Source organism: Blastocatellia bacterium, from assembly GCA_035275065.1.
In the GTDB taxonomy this organism is placed as follows: domain Bacteria; phylum Acidobacteriota; class Blastocatellia; order UBA7656; family UBA7656; genus DATENM01.
The window spans coordinates 83,386-103,438 of record DATENM010000065.1; the positions used below are offsets into that span (position 1 = coordinate 83,386).

At 61.2% G+C, this 20,053-nt stretch carries 16 protein-coding genes; 7 read left to right on the top strand and 9 right to left on the bottom strand.

The window, feature by feature from the left end:
* Window positions 1–26: 26 nt before the first annotated feature.
* From gph to VJ464_16240, 5 genes are all read left to right on the top strand, one after another.
* Window positions 27–689, top strand: coding sequence for a phosphoglycolate phosphatase (gph, locus tag VJ464_16220; protein ID HKQ06680.1), 663 nt, complete (start codon window positions 27–29; stop codon window positions 687–689).
* A gap of 21 nt (window positions 690–710) precedes the next feature.
* Window positions 711–1,250 (top strand): HAD-IIIA family hydrolase, encoded by a 540-nt coding sequence (locus VJ464_16225; GenBank protein HKQ06681.1) that lies wholly within the window; start codon window positions 711–713, stop codon window positions 1,248–1,250.
* A 20-nt stretch (window positions 1,251–1,270) separates the two neighbouring features.
* Window positions 1,271–2,926, top strand: a complete 1,656-nt coding sequence (locus VJ464_16230; GenBank protein HKQ06682.1) for an alpha-amylase family protein — start codon at window positions 1,271–1,273, stop codon at window positions 2,924–2,926.
* 108 nt (window positions 2,927–3,034) lie between these two features.
* Entirely contained in the window at window positions 3,035–5,938 is a 2,904-nt protein-coding gene (locus VJ464_16235) for a UvrD-helicase domain-containing protein (GenBank protein HKQ06683.1), read from the top strand.
* A gap of 214 nt (window positions 5,939–6,152) precedes the next feature.
* Window positions 6,153–7,121: a branched-chain amino acid transaminase gene (locus VJ464_16240; GenBank protein ID HKQ06684.1), complete on the top strand. Its 969-nt coding sequence runs from the start codon at window positions 6,153–6,155 to the stop codon at window positions 7,119–7,121.
* Window positions 7,122–7,229: 108 nt separating this feature from the next.
* Here VJ464_16240 and VJ464_16245 read toward each other — a convergent pair whose 3' ends face one another.
* The 9 genes from VJ464_16245 to VJ464_16285 all read right to left on the bottom strand — a co-directional run bounded on the left by VJ464_16245 (window position 7,230) and on the right by VJ464_16285 (window position 18,751).
* Complete coding sequence (locus VJ464_16245; GenBank protein HKQ06685.1) at window positions 7,230–7,868, bottom strand: class I SAM-dependent methyltransferase; 639 nt, start codon at window positions 7,866–7,868, stop codon at window positions 7,230–7,232.
* Between the two features lie 32 nt (window positions 7,869–7,900).
* Entirely contained in the window at window positions 7,901–9,304 is a 1,404-nt protein-coding gene (cysS, locus tag VJ464_16250; protein ID HKQ06686.1) for a cysteine--tRNA ligase, read from the bottom strand.
* 294 nt (window positions 9,305–9,598) lie between these two features.
* Window positions 9,599–11,377, bottom strand: a complete 1,779-nt coding sequence (locus VJ464_16255) for an HYR domain-containing protein (GenBank protein ID HKQ06687.1) — start codon at window positions 11,375–11,377, stop codon at window positions 9,599–9,601.
* Window positions 11,378–11,934: 557 nt separating this feature from the next.
* Window positions 11,935–13,353, bottom strand: coding sequence for an aldehyde dehydrogenase family protein (locus VJ464_16260; GenBank protein HKQ06688.1), 1,419 nt, complete (start codon window positions 13,351–13,353; stop codon window positions 11,935–11,937).
* 40 nt (window positions 13,354–13,393) lie between these two features.
* Entirely contained in the window at window positions 13,394–14,521 is a 1,128-nt protein-coding gene (locus tag VJ464_16265; GenBank protein HKQ06689.1) for an SPFH domain-containing protein, read from the bottom strand.
* Between the two features lie 27 nt (window positions 14,522–14,548).
* Complete coding sequence (locus VJ464_16270; GenBank protein HKQ06690.1) at window positions 14,549–15,700, bottom strand: DUF4097 family beta strand repeat-containing protein; 1,152 nt, start codon at window positions 15,698–15,700, stop codon at window positions 14,549–14,551.
* Window positions 15,701–15,773: 73 nt separating this feature from the next.
* Window positions 15,774–16,319, bottom strand: coding sequence for a hypothetical protein (locus tag VJ464_16275; protein ID HKQ06691.1), 546 nt, complete (start codon window positions 16,317–16,319; stop codon window positions 15,774–15,776).
* 97 nt (window positions 16,320–16,416) lie between these two features.
* Window positions 16,417–16,935 carry a hypothetical protein gene (locus VJ464_16280; protein ID HKQ06692.1) on the bottom strand — a complete coding sequence of 173 codons (519 nt, stop codon included), beginning with the start codon at window positions 16,933–16,935 and terminating at the stop codon, window positions 16,417–16,419.
* Between the two features lie 316 nt (window positions 16,936–17,251).
* The gene (locus tag VJ464_16285) at window positions 17,252–18,751 is read right to left on the bottom strand and encodes a carboxyl transferase domain-containing protein (GenBank protein HKQ06693.1); all 1,500 of its coding nucleotides are present in this window, start codon (window positions 18,749–18,751) and stop codon (window positions 17,252–17,254) included.
* 238 nt (window positions 18,752–18,989) lie between these two features.
* Here VJ464_16285 and VJ464_16290 point away from each other — a divergent pair, with 238 nt between their 5' ends.
* Both VJ464_16290 and VJ464_16295 read left to right on the top strand, forming a co-directional pair.
* Complete coding sequence (locus VJ464_16290; GenBank protein HKQ06694.1) at window positions 18,990–19,316, top strand: HU family DNA-binding protein; 327 nt, start codon at window positions 18,990–18,992, stop codon at window positions 19,314–19,316.
* 101 nt (window positions 19,317–19,417) lie between these two features.
* Window positions 19,418–20,053, top strand: a 636-nt coding sequence (locus VJ464_16295) for a site-2 protease family protein (GenBank protein HKQ06695.1), incomplete at its 3' end; no start/stop codon positions are given.

The following is a 20,053-nucleotide window of genomic DNA, read 5'->3' on the forward strand; positions in this document are numbered from 1 at the left end:
CCCGACACCCGACACTCGACACCCCTATGAAAGCCAATCTGCTGCTATTCGATCTCGACGGCACGCTCATCGATTCGCTGGGCGACCTGGCCGCGACAATTAACCTGATGCTGCGCGACGTTGATCGCCCGCCGATTACTCGTGAACAGGTCGGCGCGTTCATCGGCCACGGGATACCGACGACCGTTCACCGCGCCCTTGTCGCGACGCACCCCAATCAGCAGCCGCCCGACGCCGAGCTGCATCAACTGGCCATCGCCACCGTGCATCGGCATTACGCCGACGAGATGCTCAAGACGACGCGGCTGTTTCCGGGTGTCGTCGAAACGCTCGAACACTTTCACGACAAGCGGTTGGCCGTCGTGACCAGCAAAGAAGTCCGCTTCACTCACTTGATGCTCGATCACTTTGGCATTGCGAAATACTTTGACGCCATCGTCGGCGGCGACACGACGCCGGCGCGCAAGCCCGACCCGCGCCCGGTGCTTGAAGCCCTGCGGCTGTTGCAGGGCAGCGCCGACGCAGGGGTGATGATCGGCGACAGCGAAAGCGATGTGCTGGCCGGGCGCAACGCCGGCACAAAGACGTGCGCCGTGACGTTTGGCTATCGCAGCGCCGAACAACTGCGGCTTACGGAGCCGGACGTCTTGATTGACCACTTCGAGCAGTTGCAAGAGGTGATCGAATGATCGGGCGCGCGGGGATCACCAATGGTTGAAACGATGGGCGAAGTCAACGAGCGGGCGCGGCGCATCCGAATCTTGATTCTCGATTGCGACGGCGTGCTGACCGATGGGCGCATCATCATGCTGCCGACGGGCGACGAAACCAAAGTCTTTGACGTCAAGGACGGCCACGCCATCATCATGCTGCACCGCGCAGGCATCCGCAGCGGCATCATCAGTGGCCGTCAATCACCCATCGTGCGCGCCCGCGCCAAAGAGCTGGGCATCGCCCACCTGCACGAGATGGCGTGGGAGAAGACCGGAGCCTACGAGCAGATTCTGGCCGAAGAGGGCCTGACGAACGAAGCGGTCTGCTACGTTGGCGATGATGTCGTTGACATTCCCTTGATGCGCCGCGCCGGCCTGGCGGTGGCGGTCGCCGACGCAGTCGCCGAAGTCAAGCAGTTCGCGCACCTGGTCACCGAGCGCGCCGGCGGACGCGGCGCGGTGCGCGAAGTGATCGAGCTGATTATGCGGGCGCAAGGCAAGTGGGAAGAAGCTCTGAGCCGCTATGTGGAAGGCTGAGTGCTGAATGGTGAGCGTATATGATTGACGACCTCTGGTACAAGAATACTGTCATCTACAGCCTCGACGTCAAAACCTTCATGGACTCTAACGGCGACGGCATCGGCGATTTCGAAGGGCTGATGCGCCGGCTGGATTACCTGAGCTCGTTGGGCGTCGGGGCGCTCTGGCTGGCGCCCTTCCAACCGACACCGAACCGCGACAACGGTTATGACATTTCCGATTACTATGGCGTTGACCCGCGCTACGGTTCGAGCGGTGATTTCGTCGAGTTCATGCACCAGGCCGACGAGCGCGGCCTGAAGGTCATTATCGATCTTGTCGTCAATCACACCTCTGACCAGCACCTCTGGTTCAAAATGGCGCGCAGCGATAAACAGTCGAAGTTTCGCGACTGGTACATCTGGTCAAAAAAGCGCCCGCCGAACTGGAATAAAGGTATGGTCTTTCCGGGCGTCCAGAAATCGGTCTGGACGTACGACAAAGAGGCGCGCGAATACTTCTATCATCGCTTTTATGACTTCCAGCCCGACCTCAACATGGACAACCCGGATGTGCGCGCCGAAGTTCGCCGCGTCCTCGGTTACTGGCTTGAGCTGGGCGTCGCCGGGTTCCGCGTCGATGCCGTGCCTTTCGTCCTGGAGAGCGACGTCCTGCATCACGCGACGCCGAAGCTGAATTTCGACTGGCTCGCTGAAATGCGCCGCTTCTTACAGTGGCGTCGCGGCGATGCGATCATGCTGGGCGAAGCCAATGTCCTGCCGCAGGAGAACCGCAAGTACTTCGGAGCGAGCGGCAACGGCATCCACATGATGTTCAACTTCTTCGTCAACCAGCACCTCTTCTACGCGCTCGCGACTGCCGACATCGCGCCGCTGGTTAAAGCCTTGCGCGCCACCAAGAGCTTGGCGGCGACGGCGCAGTGGGCGCTGTTCCTGCGCAACCATGATGAGCTAGACCTCGGACGCTTGACCGACAAGCAGCGCTCGCTGGTGTTCGAGCACTTCGGGCCGGCCCGCGAGATGCAGCTTTATAATCGCGGCATCCGGCGACGGCTGGCGCCGATGCTCGGCAACCGACCACAGATCGAGCTTGCCTACAGCCTGCTGTTTTCGCTGCCCGGCACGCCTGTGCTGCGCTACGGCGACGAAATCGGCATGGGCGACGACCTGTCGTTGAATGAGCGCGACGCCGTGCGCACGCCGATGCAGTGGTCGAACGGGTGCCACGCCGGCTTTTCTTTCGCAAAGAAGACGGTGCTGCCGGTCATCGATAAAGGCCCATATAGTTACGCCGGGGTCAACGTCGAAGCGCAGCGCCGCGACCCGAACTCGCTGCTCAACTGGATGACCGACATGATCCGGCTGCGCAAAGAGTGCCCGGAGATCGGCTGGGGCGACTGGCGCATCTTCAACACAGGGGCGCCGAACGTGCTGGGGATGCGCTACGACTGGCGGGGCAACGGCCTGATCGTCGTCAACAATTTTGACGAGAAGCCTCACGAGGTGCACATCAAGTCAGCCGACGCCGACAGTGCCGTCCTGGTCAACCTGATGGCCAACAACGAGAGCCACGCCGACGAGCGCGGCATCCATCGTATCACGCTCGAAGCCTACGGCTATCGCTGGTATCGCGTCGGCAGCCTGAACCATGTCCTGCACCGTTCGCGGGTGTGAGCCGACAGTTTGGGTTCGCGCGCCGGATGAACTAGAATGGTTGACGCAGCGTAGAGCGTTTAGCGCAGTTGATTGGCGAAGCTCTCAACAGGTTGTAAGGATAATCAAATGAGCGCGCAGTCAAAAGCAGAAGCCATCGCCGCAGGCACGACCATCGCCCACTACCGCATCCTTGAGCCGCTCGGCCAGGGCGGCATGGGCGCGGTCTATAAAGCCCTCGACGAGAAGCTGAACCGCGAAGTGGCGCTCAAAGTCTTGCCCGCCGAATACGTCGCGCACGACGAGCGCCGCCGCCGCTTTCTTCAGGAAGCCCGCGCCGCCTCGCGCTTGAACCACCCGCACATTCTCACGGTCTACGAGATCGGCGAAGCCGACGGCATCCCCTTCATGGTGATGGAGTACATCGAAGGCGAGACCCTGCGCGACCGGATCAAGAGTCAGCCGCTGCCTGCTAAAGACGCTCTCGACATCGCGCTGCAAATCGCCGAAGGCTTGCGCAAGGCGCACGAGCACGGCATCGTCCATCGTGACCTGAAGCCGGAAAACCTGATGGTCAGCCGCGACGGCTACGCCAAGATACTCGACTTCGGGCTGGCCAAGCTGATCGAGCATCGCTTCGAGCGCCAGGCCGGCAGCACCGAAAAGACACTCGTGCAGGTGAAGACCAACTCCGGCGTCATCCTCGGCACGATCAAGTACATGTCGCCGGAGCAGTTGCTCGGCAAGCGTGTTGACCTGCGCAGCGATATCTTCTCGTTCGCCGTCGTCGTCTACGAAATGCTCACAGGCTGCTGCCCGTTTGCCGAAGAGAACGACGTTGACACGATGCATGCGATCTTGCACACAGAAGCGCAGCCGCCGCACGCCGTCAAGGCCGACGTGCCGCGTGCCCTGCACAGTTTGCTTGCCAAAGCCCTGGCCAAATCGCCGAAAGAGCGCTTTCAGACGATCAAGGAATTTGCCGCCGCGCTCAAGCAGTTGAAGCGTGACCTTGAAGCGGGCCGCGCCATCGCGCCCGTAACGAAAAAGCTGGTGCTGAAGCCTGCGACCGCCGCGCGCCGCGCCATGCGCATCGATTACGAGCGCGAGCTGAACGCCGCGCAGTACCAGGCGGTGACCAGCATTGACGGGCCACTGCTGATTGTCGCCGGTGCTGGAACCGGCAAGACGCGCACGCTCGTCTATCGCGTCGCGCGATTGGTCGAAACCGGCATCCGCCCGGAGTCCATCTTATTGCTTACCTTCACGCGGCGCGCGGCGTCGAGCATGCTGGCGCGCGCCGCGGGGCTTGCCGACGAGCGCTGCCAGCGGGTGTCAGGCGGCACGTTTCATTCGCTGGCGCATTCGGTCTTGCGCCGCCATCCGGAAGCGGCGGGCGTGCTGCGCACCTTCACGGTGCTCGACTCCAACGACGCCGAAGACGTGATCGATATCGTTCGCCGGCAAGCGGGCGCGGCGGCGCGTGATCGCCGGTTGCCGCGCAAGCGAACCCTCGCGGCCATCTTCAGCATGGCGACCAACAAGCTGCTGACGATTGAAGAGGTGCTGAACCAGTTCTACCCACAGTTCAGCCACGAACGCGAAGCGATTGCCTCGATCTTCAAAGCCTTCGATGAGTTCAAGCGGGCGCGTCACCTGCTCAGTTATGATGACCTGCTCGTCCGCCTGCGCGACGCACTCGATACGGACGAATCGCTCAGGCAGCGATTGTCTGAGCAGTACCGCTACCTGATGGTTGACGAGTATCAAGACACCAACAAGCTGCAAGCGCAGATCATTCGCGGGCTGGCGGCGGCGCATGACAACGTCGCGGTCGTCGGCGACGAATCGCAATCGATCTATTCGTTCCGCGGCGCGACGTTTCGCAACATGCTCGAATTCCCTGAGCTTTTCCCTGGCGCTCGCATTATCAAGCTGGAAGAGAATTTTCGCAGCACCCAACCGGTGCTTGACGTGGCGAATGCCATCATCAGCGAGGCGCAAGAAGGTTACGCCAAGCGATTGTTTTCGCGCGCCCCCGAAGGCCCGCAGCCGTTGCTGGTCGAAGCCGGCGACGAAAACGAGCAGTCGCGCTTCGTCGCGCAGCGCATCCTTGAATTGCGCGACGAGGGCGTCTCCCTGAATGAGATCGCCGTGCTATTCCGCGCCAGCTCGCATGCCTTCGACCTGGAAGTCGAGCTGGGCAAGCACGCCATCGCTTACCGCAAATTCGGCGGCATACGCTTTGCCGAATCGGCGCACGTCAAAGACGTGCTTGCCTTCCTGCGCATCGTCGCCAACCCCTCGGACACGGTTTCGTGGTTTCGCTCACTCAAGCTCATAGACCACATCGGCGACGCCACGGTGCAGCAGATTCTCGACTTCCTCAACGTCGAAGGCCGCGAGTTTCGCACCGCCCGCGCCAAAGAATCGCTCTTTAAGAAGCTCTCGGAGTTTCCCGCGAAAGCGAGCTACGAAAAGCCGCTCGGCAAGATGGCCCGGCTGCTGCTGACGCTCGCCGAAAATCGCGAGCCGCGCGCCCAGGTTACTGTCGTCGAGAAATTCTACCGCCCCATTCTGCAAGCCACCTTTGACGATTACCCGCGCCGCCAGCGTGACCTGGATCATTTGCTGACCATCGCCAAACGCTATAAGACCAGCGAAGAGTTGCTTGCCGACGTGGCGCTCGACCCGATAGACACGGCAGCCGCCGAAGCCGCCGCGAAAGGCCAGGGCTTCGTGACGCTTTCCACCGTGCATTCGGCGAAAGGCTTGGAATGGACGGCGCTGTTCATCATCTGGATGCTTGACGGCTGGTTCCCATCGTCGCGCGCTTACGACGCCTTTGAAGACCTCGAAGAAGAGCGCCGCCTGTTGTACGTCGCGGCGACGCGCGCCAAACAACACCTCTACTTCATCTGCCCGATGAGCGCCTACGAGAGCGGCGGCCCGGCGATGTTCACCGGCGTCTCGCGCTTTCTCGAAACCCTGCCGGCGGACATCCTGCCGCGCGCCACCTTGGACGGAGAATAATTAACCGCAGAGGGCGCAGAGGAACACAGAGGACTGATCCCGCCTCTGCGCCCCTCTGCGCCCTCTGCGGTTAAGAAGCCCATCGCCTTGACCGGCGCGCGCGCGGCTTCGTATTATTTTGTTTGTTATTCACACCTTTGCACGTCACGTTGATTGCGGCCGCGCCGCCTGGGGCGCGAGGCAAAATTCACTTCAGTAAGGCGGGAGAATCCACATGGTAAAAGAGCAGGAACACGGCGAGATTGTCTGGCACAACGGCAAGCTGATCCCGTGGCGCGAGGCGACGATTCACGTGATGACGCACGTCATCAATTACGGCTCGTCGGTCTTTGAAGGCATCCGCTGTTATCACACACAGCGCGGCCCGGCGATCTTTCGCCTCGACGCTCACATTGAGCGGCTGATCAATTCAGCGCACATCTATCGCATCGAGCCGCCGTTCGGCTACGATGAAATCTTTGAAGCCTGCCGCGAGCTGGTGCCCGCCAATCACTACCGTGAGTGTTACCTGCGCCCGCTGATCTTCCGCGGCTACGGCACCTTCGGCGTTGACCCGTTCCCCTGCCCCATCGAGACTTATGTGTGCGCATGGCCGTGGGGCAAATACCTGGGCGAAGAGGCGCTCGAACAGGGCGTCGATGTCTGCGTGTCGAGCTGGACGCGCATCGCTCCGAACACGCTGCCCTCGATGGCCAAAGCCGGCGCCAACTACATGAACTCGCAGCTCATCAAGATGGAAGCCAAGATCAATGGCTACGCCGAAGGCATCGCCTTGGACCCGGAAGGCTACATCAGCGAAGGCTCAGGCGAGAACGTCTTCTTAATCAAGAAAGGCGTGGTGATGACGCCGCCGCTTTACTCGACGGTGCTGCCGGGCATCACGCGCGATTCGATCATTAAGATATGTGAAGAGATGGGCATCCCTGTGCTTGAGCGAGCGATTCCGCGCGAGATGCTTTACATCGCTGACGAAGTCTTCTTCACCGGCACGGCGGCAGAGATCACGCCGATCCGCTCGGTTGATAAGATCAAGATCGGCGCGGGCCGGCGCGGCCCCTTGACGACAGAGCTTCAGCGGCGCTTCTTCGCCATCATCAACGGCGAGGCGGAAGATAAGTATGGCTGGCTGACGCCGGTCGAAGAACCGAAAGCCGCCGCCCAGACCGAGCCGCAACTGGCCTGAGCCGCGCCGCTGATTAATTCTGTTTTACTGACGGAGAGCCGCACCTTGCGTTGAGCAGGTGCGGCTCTTGATGTTAAAAGGCAAAGCTTCGACAGGCGGTCGCGGCGCTCAAGCCGGGCGCTTCCACGCCAGCATCATGCCGTCGCGCACCGTCAGGCAGACGTTTTCAACGCGCGGGTCTTCGTTGACGTGCTTATCGAATTCAACGATGGCGCGCGAGTCATCGTCTTCGGGGTTGAGAACCCTGCCGCTCCATAAGACATTGTCGGCGACGATCAGCCCGCCCGGCCTGACCAGCGGCATGACCGCTTCATAGTAGTTCAGGTAATTCGTCTTGTCGGCGTCAATGAAGACCATATCGAGCGGCTCGACAAGCGACTTGATGGTGTCGAGCGCCGGCCCCATGCGAATTTCGATTTTGTGGCCATGCTCACTTTCGGCAAAGTAGCGGCTGGCGATGGCTTCGGCCTTCGGGTCCACGTCACAGGTGATTAAGCGCCCGTCGTCGGGCAGGCCCTCGGCCATCATCAAGCCGCTGTAGCCGGTGAACATGCCGATTTCCAGCACGCGCCGCGCGCCTGTGAGCCGCACCAGCATCTTCAAGAACTGCCCTTCGATTCGCCCGACCTGCATCTGCGGCGATTGCATCTCGCGGTAAGTCTCTTCGCGCAGGCGGCTAAAGAGCTCGGATTCCGGTTTCGTGTGATCGTGCGCGAACTGTTCAACAGCTTCATCTATAAATATCATTCGATTGTCTCCTCGGTGCTGGCAGATGTTGGTTACTTGCGCTTCCACTTGGTGCCCTGCGGCGTGTCTTCGAGCAGCACGCCGCGCTCGGCAAGCTGGTTGCGAATCTCGTCGGCGCGTTTAAAGTCGCGGTTCTTGCGCGCCGCGTTGCGCTCGGCGATCAGCGATTCGACTTCGGCGGCGAGCTGCGCATCAACCTGCTCGTCTGCTACGCCAAAGACGCCTAGCACGCTGTCGGCGCGCTCAAGAAAATCTAAGACGGACTGGCGGTCTTCCGCGCCGAATTCGCCGGCATCCATTGCAATGTTCACGTCGCGGCGCAGGTCGTGCAATGCCGCAAGCGCCCCCGCCGTGTTCAGGTCATCGTTCATGCTCGATTCAAACTCGCCGCGGGCTTTGGCGATGATCTCGGTGACACGCTCGTTGGCGCCGGCCGCGCCGGCGAAATCTTTAACGCGGCGGCGGAAATTGTGCAGCTTTTCCAGGGCGCTTTCAGCGCCGCGCAAGCCGTCCAGGGTGAAGTTCAATTGCGTGCGATAGGGCACGCTCAACAACAGGTAGCGGATGGCCGGGGCCGAAAATCCCTGCTCGATCAGGCTGCGCACCGTGTAGTAGTTGCCCTTCGACTTGCTCATCTTCTCGCCTTCGACGAGCAGGAACTCGACGTGAAACCATGTTTTGACGAACGGCTCGCCGGTCGCGCCTTCCGATTGCGCGATCTCGTTCTCGTGATGCGGGAAGATCAGGTCAACGCCGCCGGCATGCAGGTCGAACGATTGGCCGAGGTACTTCATAGACATCGCCGAGCATTCCAGATGCCACCCCGGACGGCCCACGCCGAACGGTGAATCCCATTGCGGCTCGCCGGCTTCTTTCGGCCCTTTCCACAGCACGAAGTCGCGGGCGTCGGCCTTCTCGTACTCGTCAACGTCAACGCGCGCGCCGGCCAGATTGCCTTCGAGCTTGAGTCCCGACAATTTCCCGTAACCTTCGAACGAGTTGATGCTGAAATAGAGCGAGCCTTCGCTCTGGTAAGTGTAGTCGCGCGCCGACAGACGGTTCATGATATCGATCATCTCGGCGATGTGATCGGTGGCGCGCGGGATGATTTCAGCGCGCTCGATGGCAAGCGACTGGCAATCCTCCAAGAAGGCTTCGGTGTAAAACTCTGTGTACTCTTTGAGGCCCTTGCCCTGCTGCAACATATTGCGGATGATCTTGTCTTCAACGTCCGTAATGTTCATGACATGCAGGACTTCGTAGCCGAGGTATTTCAGGTAACGGCGCAGCACGTCAACGGCGACGAAGGTGCGAAAGTTGCCGATGTGGCCATAATCATAAACCGTTGGGCCGCAGGCGTACATTCGCACACGGTTGCCGTCGAGCGGGCGGAACTCTTCGAGGGCGCGCGTCAGCGTGTTTCTGAGCCTGAGCATAGGAATCTCCTTGTCGAATGAATGCGGTGTTGCCTTAAGCGGAACGCCAAATCGTAGCGGAGGCGAAAAAAGCCTGTCAACAAAGCGACCGCTGCGCCACTGAGGTGAGTCTACACTGTCGTGCGTTCGTCATCTTGAGACCCATTTTAGCGGATACGGTGGGGATTGCCAAAGACAAATAATAAGAGCCGGGCGCGGCCTTCTCAACACCACGCCCGGCTCTTCATGTTTGATGGCTTGCCGGCATCGGAGCCGTGACGCGACGCCACAGGCGTCAACGCTGCAATGCGCAGTTCAACGCTTAGTCGTTGGCGCTGGACATAGGCAGTTGTTGTTCGCCGTATTCTTATCGATAATTTGGCACGTCGTCTGATTGGCTATAATCACGGTTGCCGTTCCGCGTTTCACCGCTAAATCCGCCGTCAACTGCACCTTCCGGTTCTGCTTCGTGTGCGAGATCGACACCGTGCAACCGCGCACCGTCGCCGTGCCGGTTCCCGTCGCAATCACCACGCCGTTACAGCAGAATTGATAATCTCCCGTCTGCGAGTTGAACAGCACGACATTGGCGGGGCTCGATTCGTCCTGCAAACATCCGCTCCAGACCGTCACCGCAAACCCGCAACTCGCCATGTTGCCTGCGGCATCCATCGCCGTACAGCTCACGCTGGTCGTGCCGACGGAGAACATAGAACCTGAAGGCGGCGTGCAAGTCGTCGTCACCCCCGCGCAGTTATCGGTTGCCGTGGGCGGCGGGAAATTGACTACGGTGCTAGTCGCGTCTGGGCATTGCGATGGCGCAACGGCGGTGAGATTGGCCGGGCAGATAATCAGCGGCGCGTCATCGTCTTTGATCGTGACGGTGAACGAACAGGTCGGCCCTTCCGAGCTGACGCAGGTCACCGTCGTTGTGCCGACAGGGAAGACCGAGCCGGGCGCCGGCGTGCAGGTGATCGTCCCGCAGTCGGGATTGTTATTCGGCAAGGCGTAGCTGACGACCGCGCCACACTTGTCGGAGTCAGTGCCCTGCGTGATGTTGCCGGGGCAGGCGATGCTCAGACAGCTGATGGTCTTGACGAAGATGTAAGCCGCGCCCGCGAACAAGCCCCTCACGTTAGTATTAAGCGGAGCGCCAATGATGAGGGTCTCTCCACTGATTGCGACTGGAGCGCCGAAACGATCCTCGGCTGCGCCATCGCTGGCGGTCAGCCTCTGTTGCTCGCTCCAGGTGGTTCCCGTCCTAACGAAGACGTAAGCCGCGCCTGCGTTGGCGCCGCCCGCGGTGTCATGGTTCGGAGAGCCCACCACCAACGTCTCGCCGCTGATGGCGACCGAACCGCCGAAACTATCAAAAATCGCCGCGTCGCTGGCGATGAGTTTCTGTTGCTGTAAGAAGATCGGATCTATCGTCACCGGATACTTTGCCTGCGCGTCGTCCACTTCAAGCCGCACTCTGCTGCCATCAACGCTCATCCGCGCCTCAAGCACTCGGCCCGTTGCATCCGTCGCAACGAGCCTGTCATAACTCAGCAAGCCCGCGCCGTCTTGCTTTTCTAGCGTCAGGGATTGTCCCGTTTCATTCGCCCTCGCCTTCAAGTCGCCTGAAAGCTCAAGTCCGACAACCAGCCGCTCGCCTGCGTGTTTCTCCATCGGCGCGGCGGCTATCGTAAAGCCTTGCTCCAAGCCTTCGGCCCGGTTCTCGTACCATTCGACAATCGCCGCGCCTAATTCGTCTTTGCGCTGGTATTCAATCCGCGTAGCCATCGCTTTCAACTCCGCTTTGCCGACGGCCTTCAATCTGTCTCCATAACCGTAGCTCGCCAGCCGCATCGCCGCCTGCCACGCCTGGCTTTCAGCTTGAGACACAAGCCGCACGTCGTCGCGGGTGAACAACGCGCGGTAACTCTGCGCCGGATTGTTGGCGTAGAACGAGCCGCGCTCAAGGCCGAGTTGTCCCGGTTGCTCGACCAGATTGATCGAATACCGCGCCGCGCCCATCGCTTCAGCCAGCGAAGCATAAAGCCCTTGCTGCTTGAGATGCGCTATCGCTTTTTCACCTTCAAGGGCAGGCATATTGCGCATTCGTCGGTCCGACGACGTAGCGCCACCGGTTCTGATTGACGCGCCAATCCCGACGATTGCCACCAGCAAAGCGATTGATGAATAGAGATAAACGGCTGCCTTTCTGCTGAAGGGGTCGGGGAAGGGGTAAGTTTCTTGAGCATAGATTTTCCTTGTATTCGATAGCTTTCAACGCGCAATCTCAAGGCTTGCCTATGTTTCTTAGCGACAGAGCTAGGGTCCGAGTTGAGGTTGATTTCAAGGTAACGGTAAATGACAGCGGTGATCTTGCTTTTGACGGGTACGATTCTAGAAAGGCCGATTCATCGTGTCAAGCAGCCGCTTTACTTGCCCTAAAGACCGCGCTCTGATCGGTGAGCTGGCGCGCCACTGCCGCTCAAGGGTTGAGATTGATGTGATGAGGGCGGCGGGTACATCACAGTCGAGCAAACAAAGACAAGGTGAAACGGCCTCTCGCTCAGGCAACATCCGGTTTGTGTTTTGGTTTAAAAACAGGCCGGGCGGGTCCGTTCAGATCACGCCCGGCTGATTGAATGCTCAAGCGGGGTCTACAACTGAAGCGATTTAACTTCGAGGTATTCTTCGAGACCGTAGCGGCCAAGCTCGCGCCCGTTGCCCGATTGCTTATAGCCGCCAAACGGTGCCAGCGGGTTGTACTTGCCGCCGTTGATGTCTACCTGCCCGGTGCGCAAGCGCCGCGCGACGCGCTTGGCGCGCTCGACATCATTCGACCAGACGCCGCCCGCCAATCCATAGATCGTGCCGTTGGCGATGCGCACAGCGTCGTCTTCGTCCTCGTAAGGAATGATCGACAACACCGGCCCGAAAATCTCTTCCTGCGCGATGGTCATATCATCGCGCACATCTGCGAAGACGGTCGGGCGCACGAAGTAACCTTTCTCTAACCCTTCAGGCGCATCCGCGCCGCCGGTCACCAGCCGCGCGCCTTCTTCGATGCCCTTATTGATGTAATGGCGAACCCGCTCGCGCTGGGTTTCTGAAACCAGCGGCCCGAGCTTGGCGCGGCCCTCGCGCGGGTCACCGACGGTGAAGCCTTCAGCCGTTTCTTTGGCAATCCGCGCGGCCTCGTCCTGTTTATCTCTCGGCACCAGCAGGCGCGTGTGTGCCGAGCAGGTTTGCCCCGAATTGAAATAGCAATTACTCACAGAGCTGCGCACCGCCTTCTCAAAGTCCGCGTCATCAAGCACGATGCTCGCCGATTTGCCGCCCAGCTCAAGGGCGACGCGCTTGACGGTATGCGCCGCCAGCTCGCTCACGCGACGGCCCGCGCGCGTCGAGCCGGTGAATGACACCATATCGACGTCCGGATTGGCGACCATCGCTTCGCCGACGACCGGGCCGAGGCCGGTCACCAGATTGAAGACACCCGCCGGCAAGCCGACCTCGTCGCAAATCTCCGCGAGAACGAACGCCGTGAGCGGCGCGACTTCGCTCGGCTTCAGCACCACTGTGCAGCCGGCGGCGAGCGCCGGCGCGACTTTGGCGACGACCTGATGCAGCGGGTAATTCCACGGCGTGATGCAGCCGACGACGCCGACCGGTTCTTTGACGACCAGCGAGTTGCCGATCTGCTCTTCAAATTGATAATCGCCCAGCAGCCGTGCATATGACCCGCAGACCATCGCCGGCAGCCCCGCCTGCACGGCGGTTGCGAGCGGCAAAGGCATGCCGACTTCGCTGGCAATGATCGCAGCGATCTCCGACTGCCGCGCCTGAAGCCGCTCGGCAATCTGCTGAAGGTATGCCGCGCGCTCGCCCGCCGCAAGCTGCGACCATGAGTCGAAAGCGGCGCGCGCGGCGGCGACGGCGCGGTCGGCATCTGCCGGCGTGCCTTCGGGGATGCGCCCCATGACTTCTTCGGTGGTTGAGTTGATGACGTCGAGCCGGCCCGTCCCGGCGGGCTCGACCCACTGGCCATTGATGTAAAGCTTGTCGTGAGCCTTGATCTCGGTCTGTTGAGAAGCGGACATTGACTCTCCCTTCTGATTAGGACACGGGCGTGCCGCAGCTGGCGCAAAATTTCGAGCCCGGCGGCACAGGCGTCTGGCAGTTCTTGCAGGCTTGCGGCACCAGCGATTGGCCGCAGTTGTTGCAGAACTTCGAGCCGGCGACGACCGGCCCGTGACACGATGGGCATTCGGCGGTGGCCGCCTGTGGCGCTTGCTGCGGCGCGCCGCAGTTCGAGCAGAACTTGGTTCCTGGGGCGTTCGCCGTGCCGCACTTCGGGCAAGGGATGCCTTGCGGCTGCGCCGCGCCGCCGCCTTGCTGCGGGTGCTGTTGCTGGCCGCTGAACGCGCCGGCCATCACCTGGCCGTAACCCATGCCGAGGCCGAAACCCATGCCCTGGCCCGCCGCGCCGCCTTCCTGCTTGGCGGCGTCCTGTATGGCCTGCGCCGCCTTGAACTGCATGTAAGCGCTCATGTCGCCGATAGCGCCCATGCTCGAACGCTCATCGATCATCTTCTGCACTTCTTCGGGCGGCGTGATGGCCGAGATGATGAAGTCAACCAGCTCAAGCCCCTGCTTGCTGAAGTCTTCGGCGACGCGCGATTTCAAACCGGCGGCCAGCTCGTCGTAATAAGCCGGCAGGTCGAAGATCGTCTTCAGGTTTTCGCCGAGCAGGTCGTTGAGCCGCGCCACGACGATGTCGCGCAGGAACGAGCCGACGGCTTCGGTCGAAACGACGCCGCGCGTGCCGACGACCGAGGCGACGAACAACTGCGGATCGGCGACGCGCAAGCTGTACTTGCCGAACGCCCGCAGCCGCACAAAGCGCAGCTCGGTGTCGCGAAAGGTGATCGGCTCTTTCGTGCCCCACTTCAAATCCTGAAATGTATGCCGCGCCACAAACATCACGCTGGCGGTAAACGGCGAGGTGCCGCCGAACGGCAGCGACAGCAGCTTGGTGAGCAGCGGCACGTTCATCGTCGTCAGCGTGTGGCGACCGGGGCCGAACACATCGAGCGCCTTGCCGTCGCGGAAGAAGACCGCCGCTTGATTCTCCTGAACGATCAACTGCGCGCCGAGCTTGATGTCGGCAGAGCCGCTTTCCGGGATGCGATGGACGATCTCCTGACCGGAGTTATCGAAATACTGTAGGACTTCAATGGCCATCCTCTGTGTCTCCTTTGCGTCGTTAAGCTACCTGCCAATCTTGATGCCGCCGTTGGTCGTTCTGGCGGTGACGGTCGAGCCGCCCGTACCGATGGGGCCGCCGGCGCGCATCCCTACCGGGAATGTCTTCTCGGACTTCACCTCGGGGAAGGAGTCGTCAACCTTTATCCCGCCGTGCATGGCGCTGGCGTCGAGCGTGCCGTTGAAGTCACCCGGAAACCTCAGATCGATGCCGCCGTTCATCGACTCGAAGGTCATCGGGCGGTCTTTCACGGCCTGCCGCAAGGTCGCCTCAATGCCGCCATTGACCGACTTGGCGCGGTCAATGCCTGACACTTGATTGAGCCTGATGCTGCCGTTGACGGTTTCGACCGTCAGTTGGCCGCTGACGTCGCTGACCGTGACGCCGCCGTTGGTCGAGTTGAACACAACGTTGCCGAGCTCGCGCGGCAGCCTCACTTCAAAGCTGATCTTGCCTTTGGCCGGGGCCGAGATGGCGAGCGAATTGTTATCGCTGCGAATGCTCACGTCAGAAGGGTTGGCGCCGTTACTTGCCAGGATGTGGACTTCGGCCTGCGGCCCGTCCCAGCCCGTCACCGTGATGCTGCCGTTGATGGTTTGGATGGCCACCGCCGCGCCTTTGGCCAACGTGAACGTTTTCAAATCTTCGGCAGTCGCGGGCCCTGGGATTTGTGGACCGGCGACAGGCATGCGGTCGCGGACGCGGCGAAAGACCGCGCGCCCGACGACCATCGCGCCGAGCATCAGCGCCAGAAAGATGGCCAGGAAGATCGCCCACCCTGAGCTACCGCGCGACGTGGTCGTCGTCGGCGGCGCGTACTGCGGCGGGCGCCAGGCGGGCGGCGGTGGCGGCAATTGATATGAAGTCGGCGGCGCTTGGTAGGCGCTCGGCGCTTGATAGCCGGCGGGTGGTTTGCCGACCGGGTTAGTATTGGGCCGTGCCTGCGGGGCGGTGTTGCCGACCGAGCGCGCCCCCCAATCGTCCGGCGGCTGCATTTGCCGCGTCGTCGCTTCGCCCCGCGACGACAGAGGATCATCCCCGAACTGCTGCGTCGGCGCTTCGCCGCTATCGAGCGTTTCGGTGGAATTACCGCAGGCGCGACAGAATCGCTGCCCCGCAAACAACTCGCTGCCACACGTTTTGCAAATTTCTGTCATAACGAAGTGCTGAGTGATGAGTGATGAGCGACGAGTAAGAGCCGCCTACCCATTACTCGTCACTCATCACGCATCACTGGAAAAGCGGCTGGCCGGGCGGCTGCCCCTCGCCAAAGCCATTGATCGCCTGATAGCGATTATCAAAAGCGCGGTCGGCCTCGTCTATCGCCGCGGCGACTTCCGTGGCCGCCGCTTTCAAGCCGGCGGCGGTGCCTGCCTGGGCTTGCAGGTTCGCAATCTTCGCTTCAATCTTTTCGGCATGCTCGACGAGCGCCAGATCGAAACGATAAATGGCGTCGAGCTGCGGCTGCTCGATCTTCTGAATATCGAAGAAGCCGGCATACCCATAGGTCGCAAATCGTATACGGTTTTCGAGCTTGTCGAGTTTCTTGATAGCCGAATCGACCGGCGTGACTTCAAATAGCCGCCCGCCGTTCGTGAGCTCGCGCATCACTTCGGTCAGCGGCTCTTTGGCGCGACGCAGGCGGTCGGCCAGATGCTCGCGGTGGCGCTTATCAAAGTCGCGGCGGGTTTCGCGGTCAACATAACCGCTGTAGCCGGGAATCTTGCTGGTTAGCCGCTCAAGCCAGTTGCGCTGGTCGCTCTGGTTCGCACTCATTAGCAGTTTCCTCCCTAAGTAAAAATCGCCGCCTCTGACGCAACGCCCAGCGTCGGGCTGACACGCGCGGCAGAAAAACTCGTGCCGTGGCCGACACTCACGCGGGCGCGGGCTGGCCGGCCTGCGAATCGGCGAGTCGCTTCAAGTACTCGTCATAAAGCCGCCGGTCAGCCGCCGGCATCTCGCGGATGTAGAGGCCGACGACCCAGAAGATGCCCTCGGCTTCGGGCCTGTACCAGGCGGCAAAGCCGGTCAGCCGCACGGTGCCGTTCGGCAGATCAACTTCGACTTCGAGCTTGTTCTTAAACGCCACCGTATGATCGCGGATGATGTGCAACTGGCCGGTCTCGACCGTGCCGGTCTGAAGCCGCATGCCCTGTTGGCCAGCATCCAGCACGCGGCCTTCGATGACCCGCGAGCGGTGCCCTTCGTCGCCCTGATCGATGATCGTCATGCGCATAGGCAGAGGCTCGGGCGGCGGCGGAATCTTGCGGCGGCTCTTGTTCTCATCAAGGTCGCTGGTGCTCTGCACCGAGCGAATCAGCCGCTCGCCATGCGCCGAGCAGAAGCTAATCTCATCGGGGTACAGGGTTCTACAAGTGGGGCATTCTTTCATGACGTCCTCCGCGAGGCGAACTGATTATACAAGGGGCCGGGGGCCGGGGGCCAGTAAGCAGGAGGCAGGAAGCAGTTGTCAGTTGTCAGCAGATTCCCTAGCTCCGTTAGGAGCGTGATGTTTATAGTCACCGATGCTATGAATGATGCAAGCTCCGTAGGAGCGTAATGTCTAACATTTCGCCCCGACGGGGCTTGGTGTCTTTTCTATGCCGATTACTATAAACATGGCGTCCCTACGGGACTATTGCCTACTGGCAACTGACAACTGACAACTGATAACTGCCTCCTGCTTCCTGCCTACTAAGCATTGGCCCCTACAAAGGAATATTGCCGTGCTTCTTGGGCGGGTTCTGGTCGCGCTTGGTTTCGAGCAGCTCTAAGGCGCGGATCAAACGGGGCCGCGTCGTCTTCGGCTCGATCACTTCGTCAACGAAGCCGCGCTCGGCGGCGATGTAAGGCGAAGCGAACTTGGCGCGGAACTCGTCGGCGCGGCGGCGCGCTTCGACCGCCGGGTTAGCCGATTGCGCGATCTCTTTGCGGTAAAGAATCTCGACGGCGCCCTCTGCGCCCATCACGGCGATCTCGGCGGTCGGATACGCGAAGTTCACATCGGCGCGAATGTGCTTTGAAGCCATGACACAGTACGCGCCGCCATACGCCTTGCGCGTGATGACGGTGAGCTTCGGCACGGTCGCTTCGGCAAACGCGAACAGCAATTTCGCGCCGTGACGGATGATGCCGCCATGCTCTTGCGACACGCCGGGCAGGAAACCCGGCACGTCTTCAAAAGTAATCAGCGGGATGTTGAAACAATCGCAGAAGCGGACGAAGCGCGCCGCCTTGACCGACGCGTCAATGTCCAGCACGCCGGCCAGGTGCGCCGGCTGATTGGCGACGATGCCGACCGGCCGACCGCCGAGCCGCGCAAAGCCGACGACGATGTTCTTGGCGTAATGCTCGTGGACTTCAAACAGGTGACCGTCGTCTACGACGGCGTGGATGATGTCGCGGATGTCATAAGGCTGAGTCGGCGACTCGGGCACGATCTGGTTCAAGCGCTCGTCCTGGCGGTCAGCCGGGTCGGCGCTCGCCAGCCGCGGCGCGTCTTCGAGATTGTTCGACGGAATGAACGACAGCAACTCGCGAATCAAGCGCAAGCAGTCTTCGTCATTTTCTGCCGCGAAGTGGGCAACACCCGAAACCGAATTATGGGTCATCGCGCCGCCAAGCTCTTCTTTGCTGACTTCTTCGTGAGTGACGGTCTTGATCACATCAGGGCCGGTGATAAACATATAAGAAGTCTGCTTGACCATGACGTTGAAGTCCGTGATGGCCGGCGAATAGACGGCGCCGCCGGCGCACGGCCCCATGATGGCCGAGATTTGCGGCACGACGCCCGACGCCAGCGTGTTGCGCAAGAAGATGTCGGCGTAACCGCCGAGCGAGACGACGCCTTCCTGTATGCGCGCGCCGCCCGAATCGTTGAGGCCGATGACCGGCGCGCCGACCTTCATCGCCATGTCCATGACCTTGCAGATCTTTTCGGCGTTGGTTTCTGAGAGCGAGCCGCCGAAGATTGTGAAATCCTGCGCGAAGACGAAGACCTGCCGCCCATCAATTAACCCGTGCCCGGCGACCACGCCATCACCGGGGTACTGTTGATCCTGCATGCCAAAATCCAGGCAGCGGTGTTTCTTGAAGCGGTCGAACTCTTCGAAGCTGCCGTCGTCGAGCAGGAACTCGATGCGCTCGCGGGCGGTCAGCTTGCCGGCGGCGTGCTGGCGAGTGATGCGCGAGGCGCCGCCGCCGGCCATCGCCGAGGCATCTTTTTCGGCGAGCGTCTTCAGGCCATCGTTGTGATCGTTCAATTCAAGTTTCCCTTCTGTGGTTGCCATCGGTGTTCCTCGAATCCTTGCGGGCGGCGGCGCCGTTAGATTGGTTGAATTCGGAAGTGACAGTCTAGCAAAGCCGCCGCGCCGCGGGAAACTCGAACAATCGAAATGAGTTTACGGCCCGCAGGGTTTCTTGACACCCGGCAGCGACCTACTTATAATGAGCCCGCTTCTCAAGCTCGCTCAAGGTTGTTCAATCGCAGCATACAAAACGGAGGGTAATGTGATTAAGCTGGACATTGTGAATCAAGTCGCCGACAAGACCGGTGTACCCAAGACCAAAGCGGAGGTTGCCGTCGAGTCGCTATTTGAAGCGATGAAGAACGCCTTGCAGCGCGGCGAGCGCATCGAGCTGCGCGGCTTCGGCGTCTTCGTCGTCAAGCCGCGCAAGCGCGGCGTCGGCCGCAACCCGCGCACCGGCGAAGTCACAGACATCCCGCCCGGCAAGACGATCCGCTTTAAGCCCGGCAAAGAACTGCAAGCGTAGTTGCCGCCCGTCAGTCGCCAGTTACCCATGCTGGCAACTGACAGCGGGCAGATGACCACGGCTGTTGACATCCCGCCGCTCCACAGATGTATGCTTGATGTGTGGAAAATTCAGAGCCGTATCGTCTCAGCGAAGTCCCTGTCACGCCCGCCGCGTTTGATCGCGAAGTGGTTTTCATCGCCGCGCCCGAAAGCGAACTGTCGGCGCGGCGCGTCCTGATTCACACGCTCCTCTTTCTCGTCACCTGCGTGACCACCACCCTGACCGGCGCGTCGTGGGTCGTGCGCGCGCCCGATGACTCTCTGTTCGACATTATCGCCGGGCCGCCGCTCGCGGTGATCCACGAGACGCTGACGGGCAACTTCTTCCCGCTGACGCAAGGCTTGATCTTCACCGCGACGCTGCTCGCGATCCTGGCGGCGCACGAGTTCGGCCATTACTTCGCGTGTCGCTACTACGGCATTCGCGCGACGCTGCCCTTCTTCCTGCCCGCGCCGCCGACCGTCACGCTATTCGGCACGTTCGGCGCGGTCATCAAGATCAAAGCGCCCATCACGTCGCGCCGCGCGCTGTTTGACATAGGCATCGCCGGGCCGCTCGCGGGCTTCGCCGTCGCGCTGCCGGCCTCTATCATCGGCCTCGCCATCGCCAGGCCCGCGCCATTCGTCGAAGGGCTGCCGAGCGCGGGCGTACAGTTCTGGGACCCGCCGCTGTTCCGCCTCATCTCGTCGGCGCTG

Bases quoted from the DNA above. Each gene is read 5' to 3' on its own strand.
- gph (HKQ06680.1), top strand. From the start codon at position 27: ATGAAAGCCAATCTGCTGCTATTCGATCTCGACGGCACGCTCATCGAT.
- VJ464_16225 (HKQ06681.1), top strand. From the start codon at position 711: ATGGTTGAAACGATGGGCGAAGTCAACGAGCGGGCGCGGCGCATCCGA.
- VJ464_16230 (HKQ06682.1), top strand. From the start codon at position 1,271: ATGATTGACGACCTCTGGTACAAGAATACTGTCATCTACAGCCTCGAC.
- VJ464_16235 (HKQ06683.1), top strand. From the start codon at position 3,035: ATGAGCGCGCAGTCAAAAGCAGAAGCCATCGCCGCAGGCACGACCATC.
- VJ464_16240 (HKQ06684.1), top strand. From the start codon at position 6,153: ATGGTAAAAGAGCAGGAACACGGCGAGATTGTCTGGCACAACGGCAAG.
- VJ464_16245 (HKQ06685.1), bottom strand. From the start codon at position 7,868: ATGATATTTATAGATGAAGCTGTTGAACAGTTCGCGCACGATCACACG.
- cysS (HKQ06686.1), bottom strand. From the start codon at position 9,304: ATGCTCAGGCTCAGAAACACGCTGACGCGCGCCCTCGAAGAGTTCCGC.
- VJ464_16255 (HKQ06687.1), bottom strand. From the start codon at position 11,377: ATGCCTGCCCTTGAAGGTGAAAAAGCGATAGCGCATCTCAAGCAGCAA.
- VJ464_16265 (HKQ06689.1), bottom strand. From the start codon at position 14,521: ATGGCCATTGAAGTCCTACAGTATTTCGATAACTCCGGTCAGGAGATC.
- VJ464_16270 (HKQ06690.1), bottom strand. From the start codon at position 15,700: ATGACAGAAATTTGCAAAACGTGTGGCAGCGAGTTGTTTGCGGGGCAG.
- VJ464_16275 (HKQ06691.1), bottom strand. From the start codon at position 16,319: ATGAGTGCGAACCAGAGCGACCAGCGCAACTGGCTTGAGCGGCTAACC.
- VJ464_16280 (HKQ06692.1), bottom strand. From the start codon at position 16,935: ATGAAAGAATGCCCCACTTGTAGAACCCTGTACCCCGATGAGATTAGC.
- VJ464_16285 (HKQ06693.1), bottom strand. From the start codon at position 18,751: ATGGCCGGCGGCGGCGCCTCGCGCATCACTCGCCAGCACGCCGCCGGC.
- VJ464_16290 (HKQ06694.1), top strand. From the start codon at position 18,990: ATGAGCCCGCTTCTCAAGCTCGCTCAAGGTTGTTCAATCGCAGCATAC.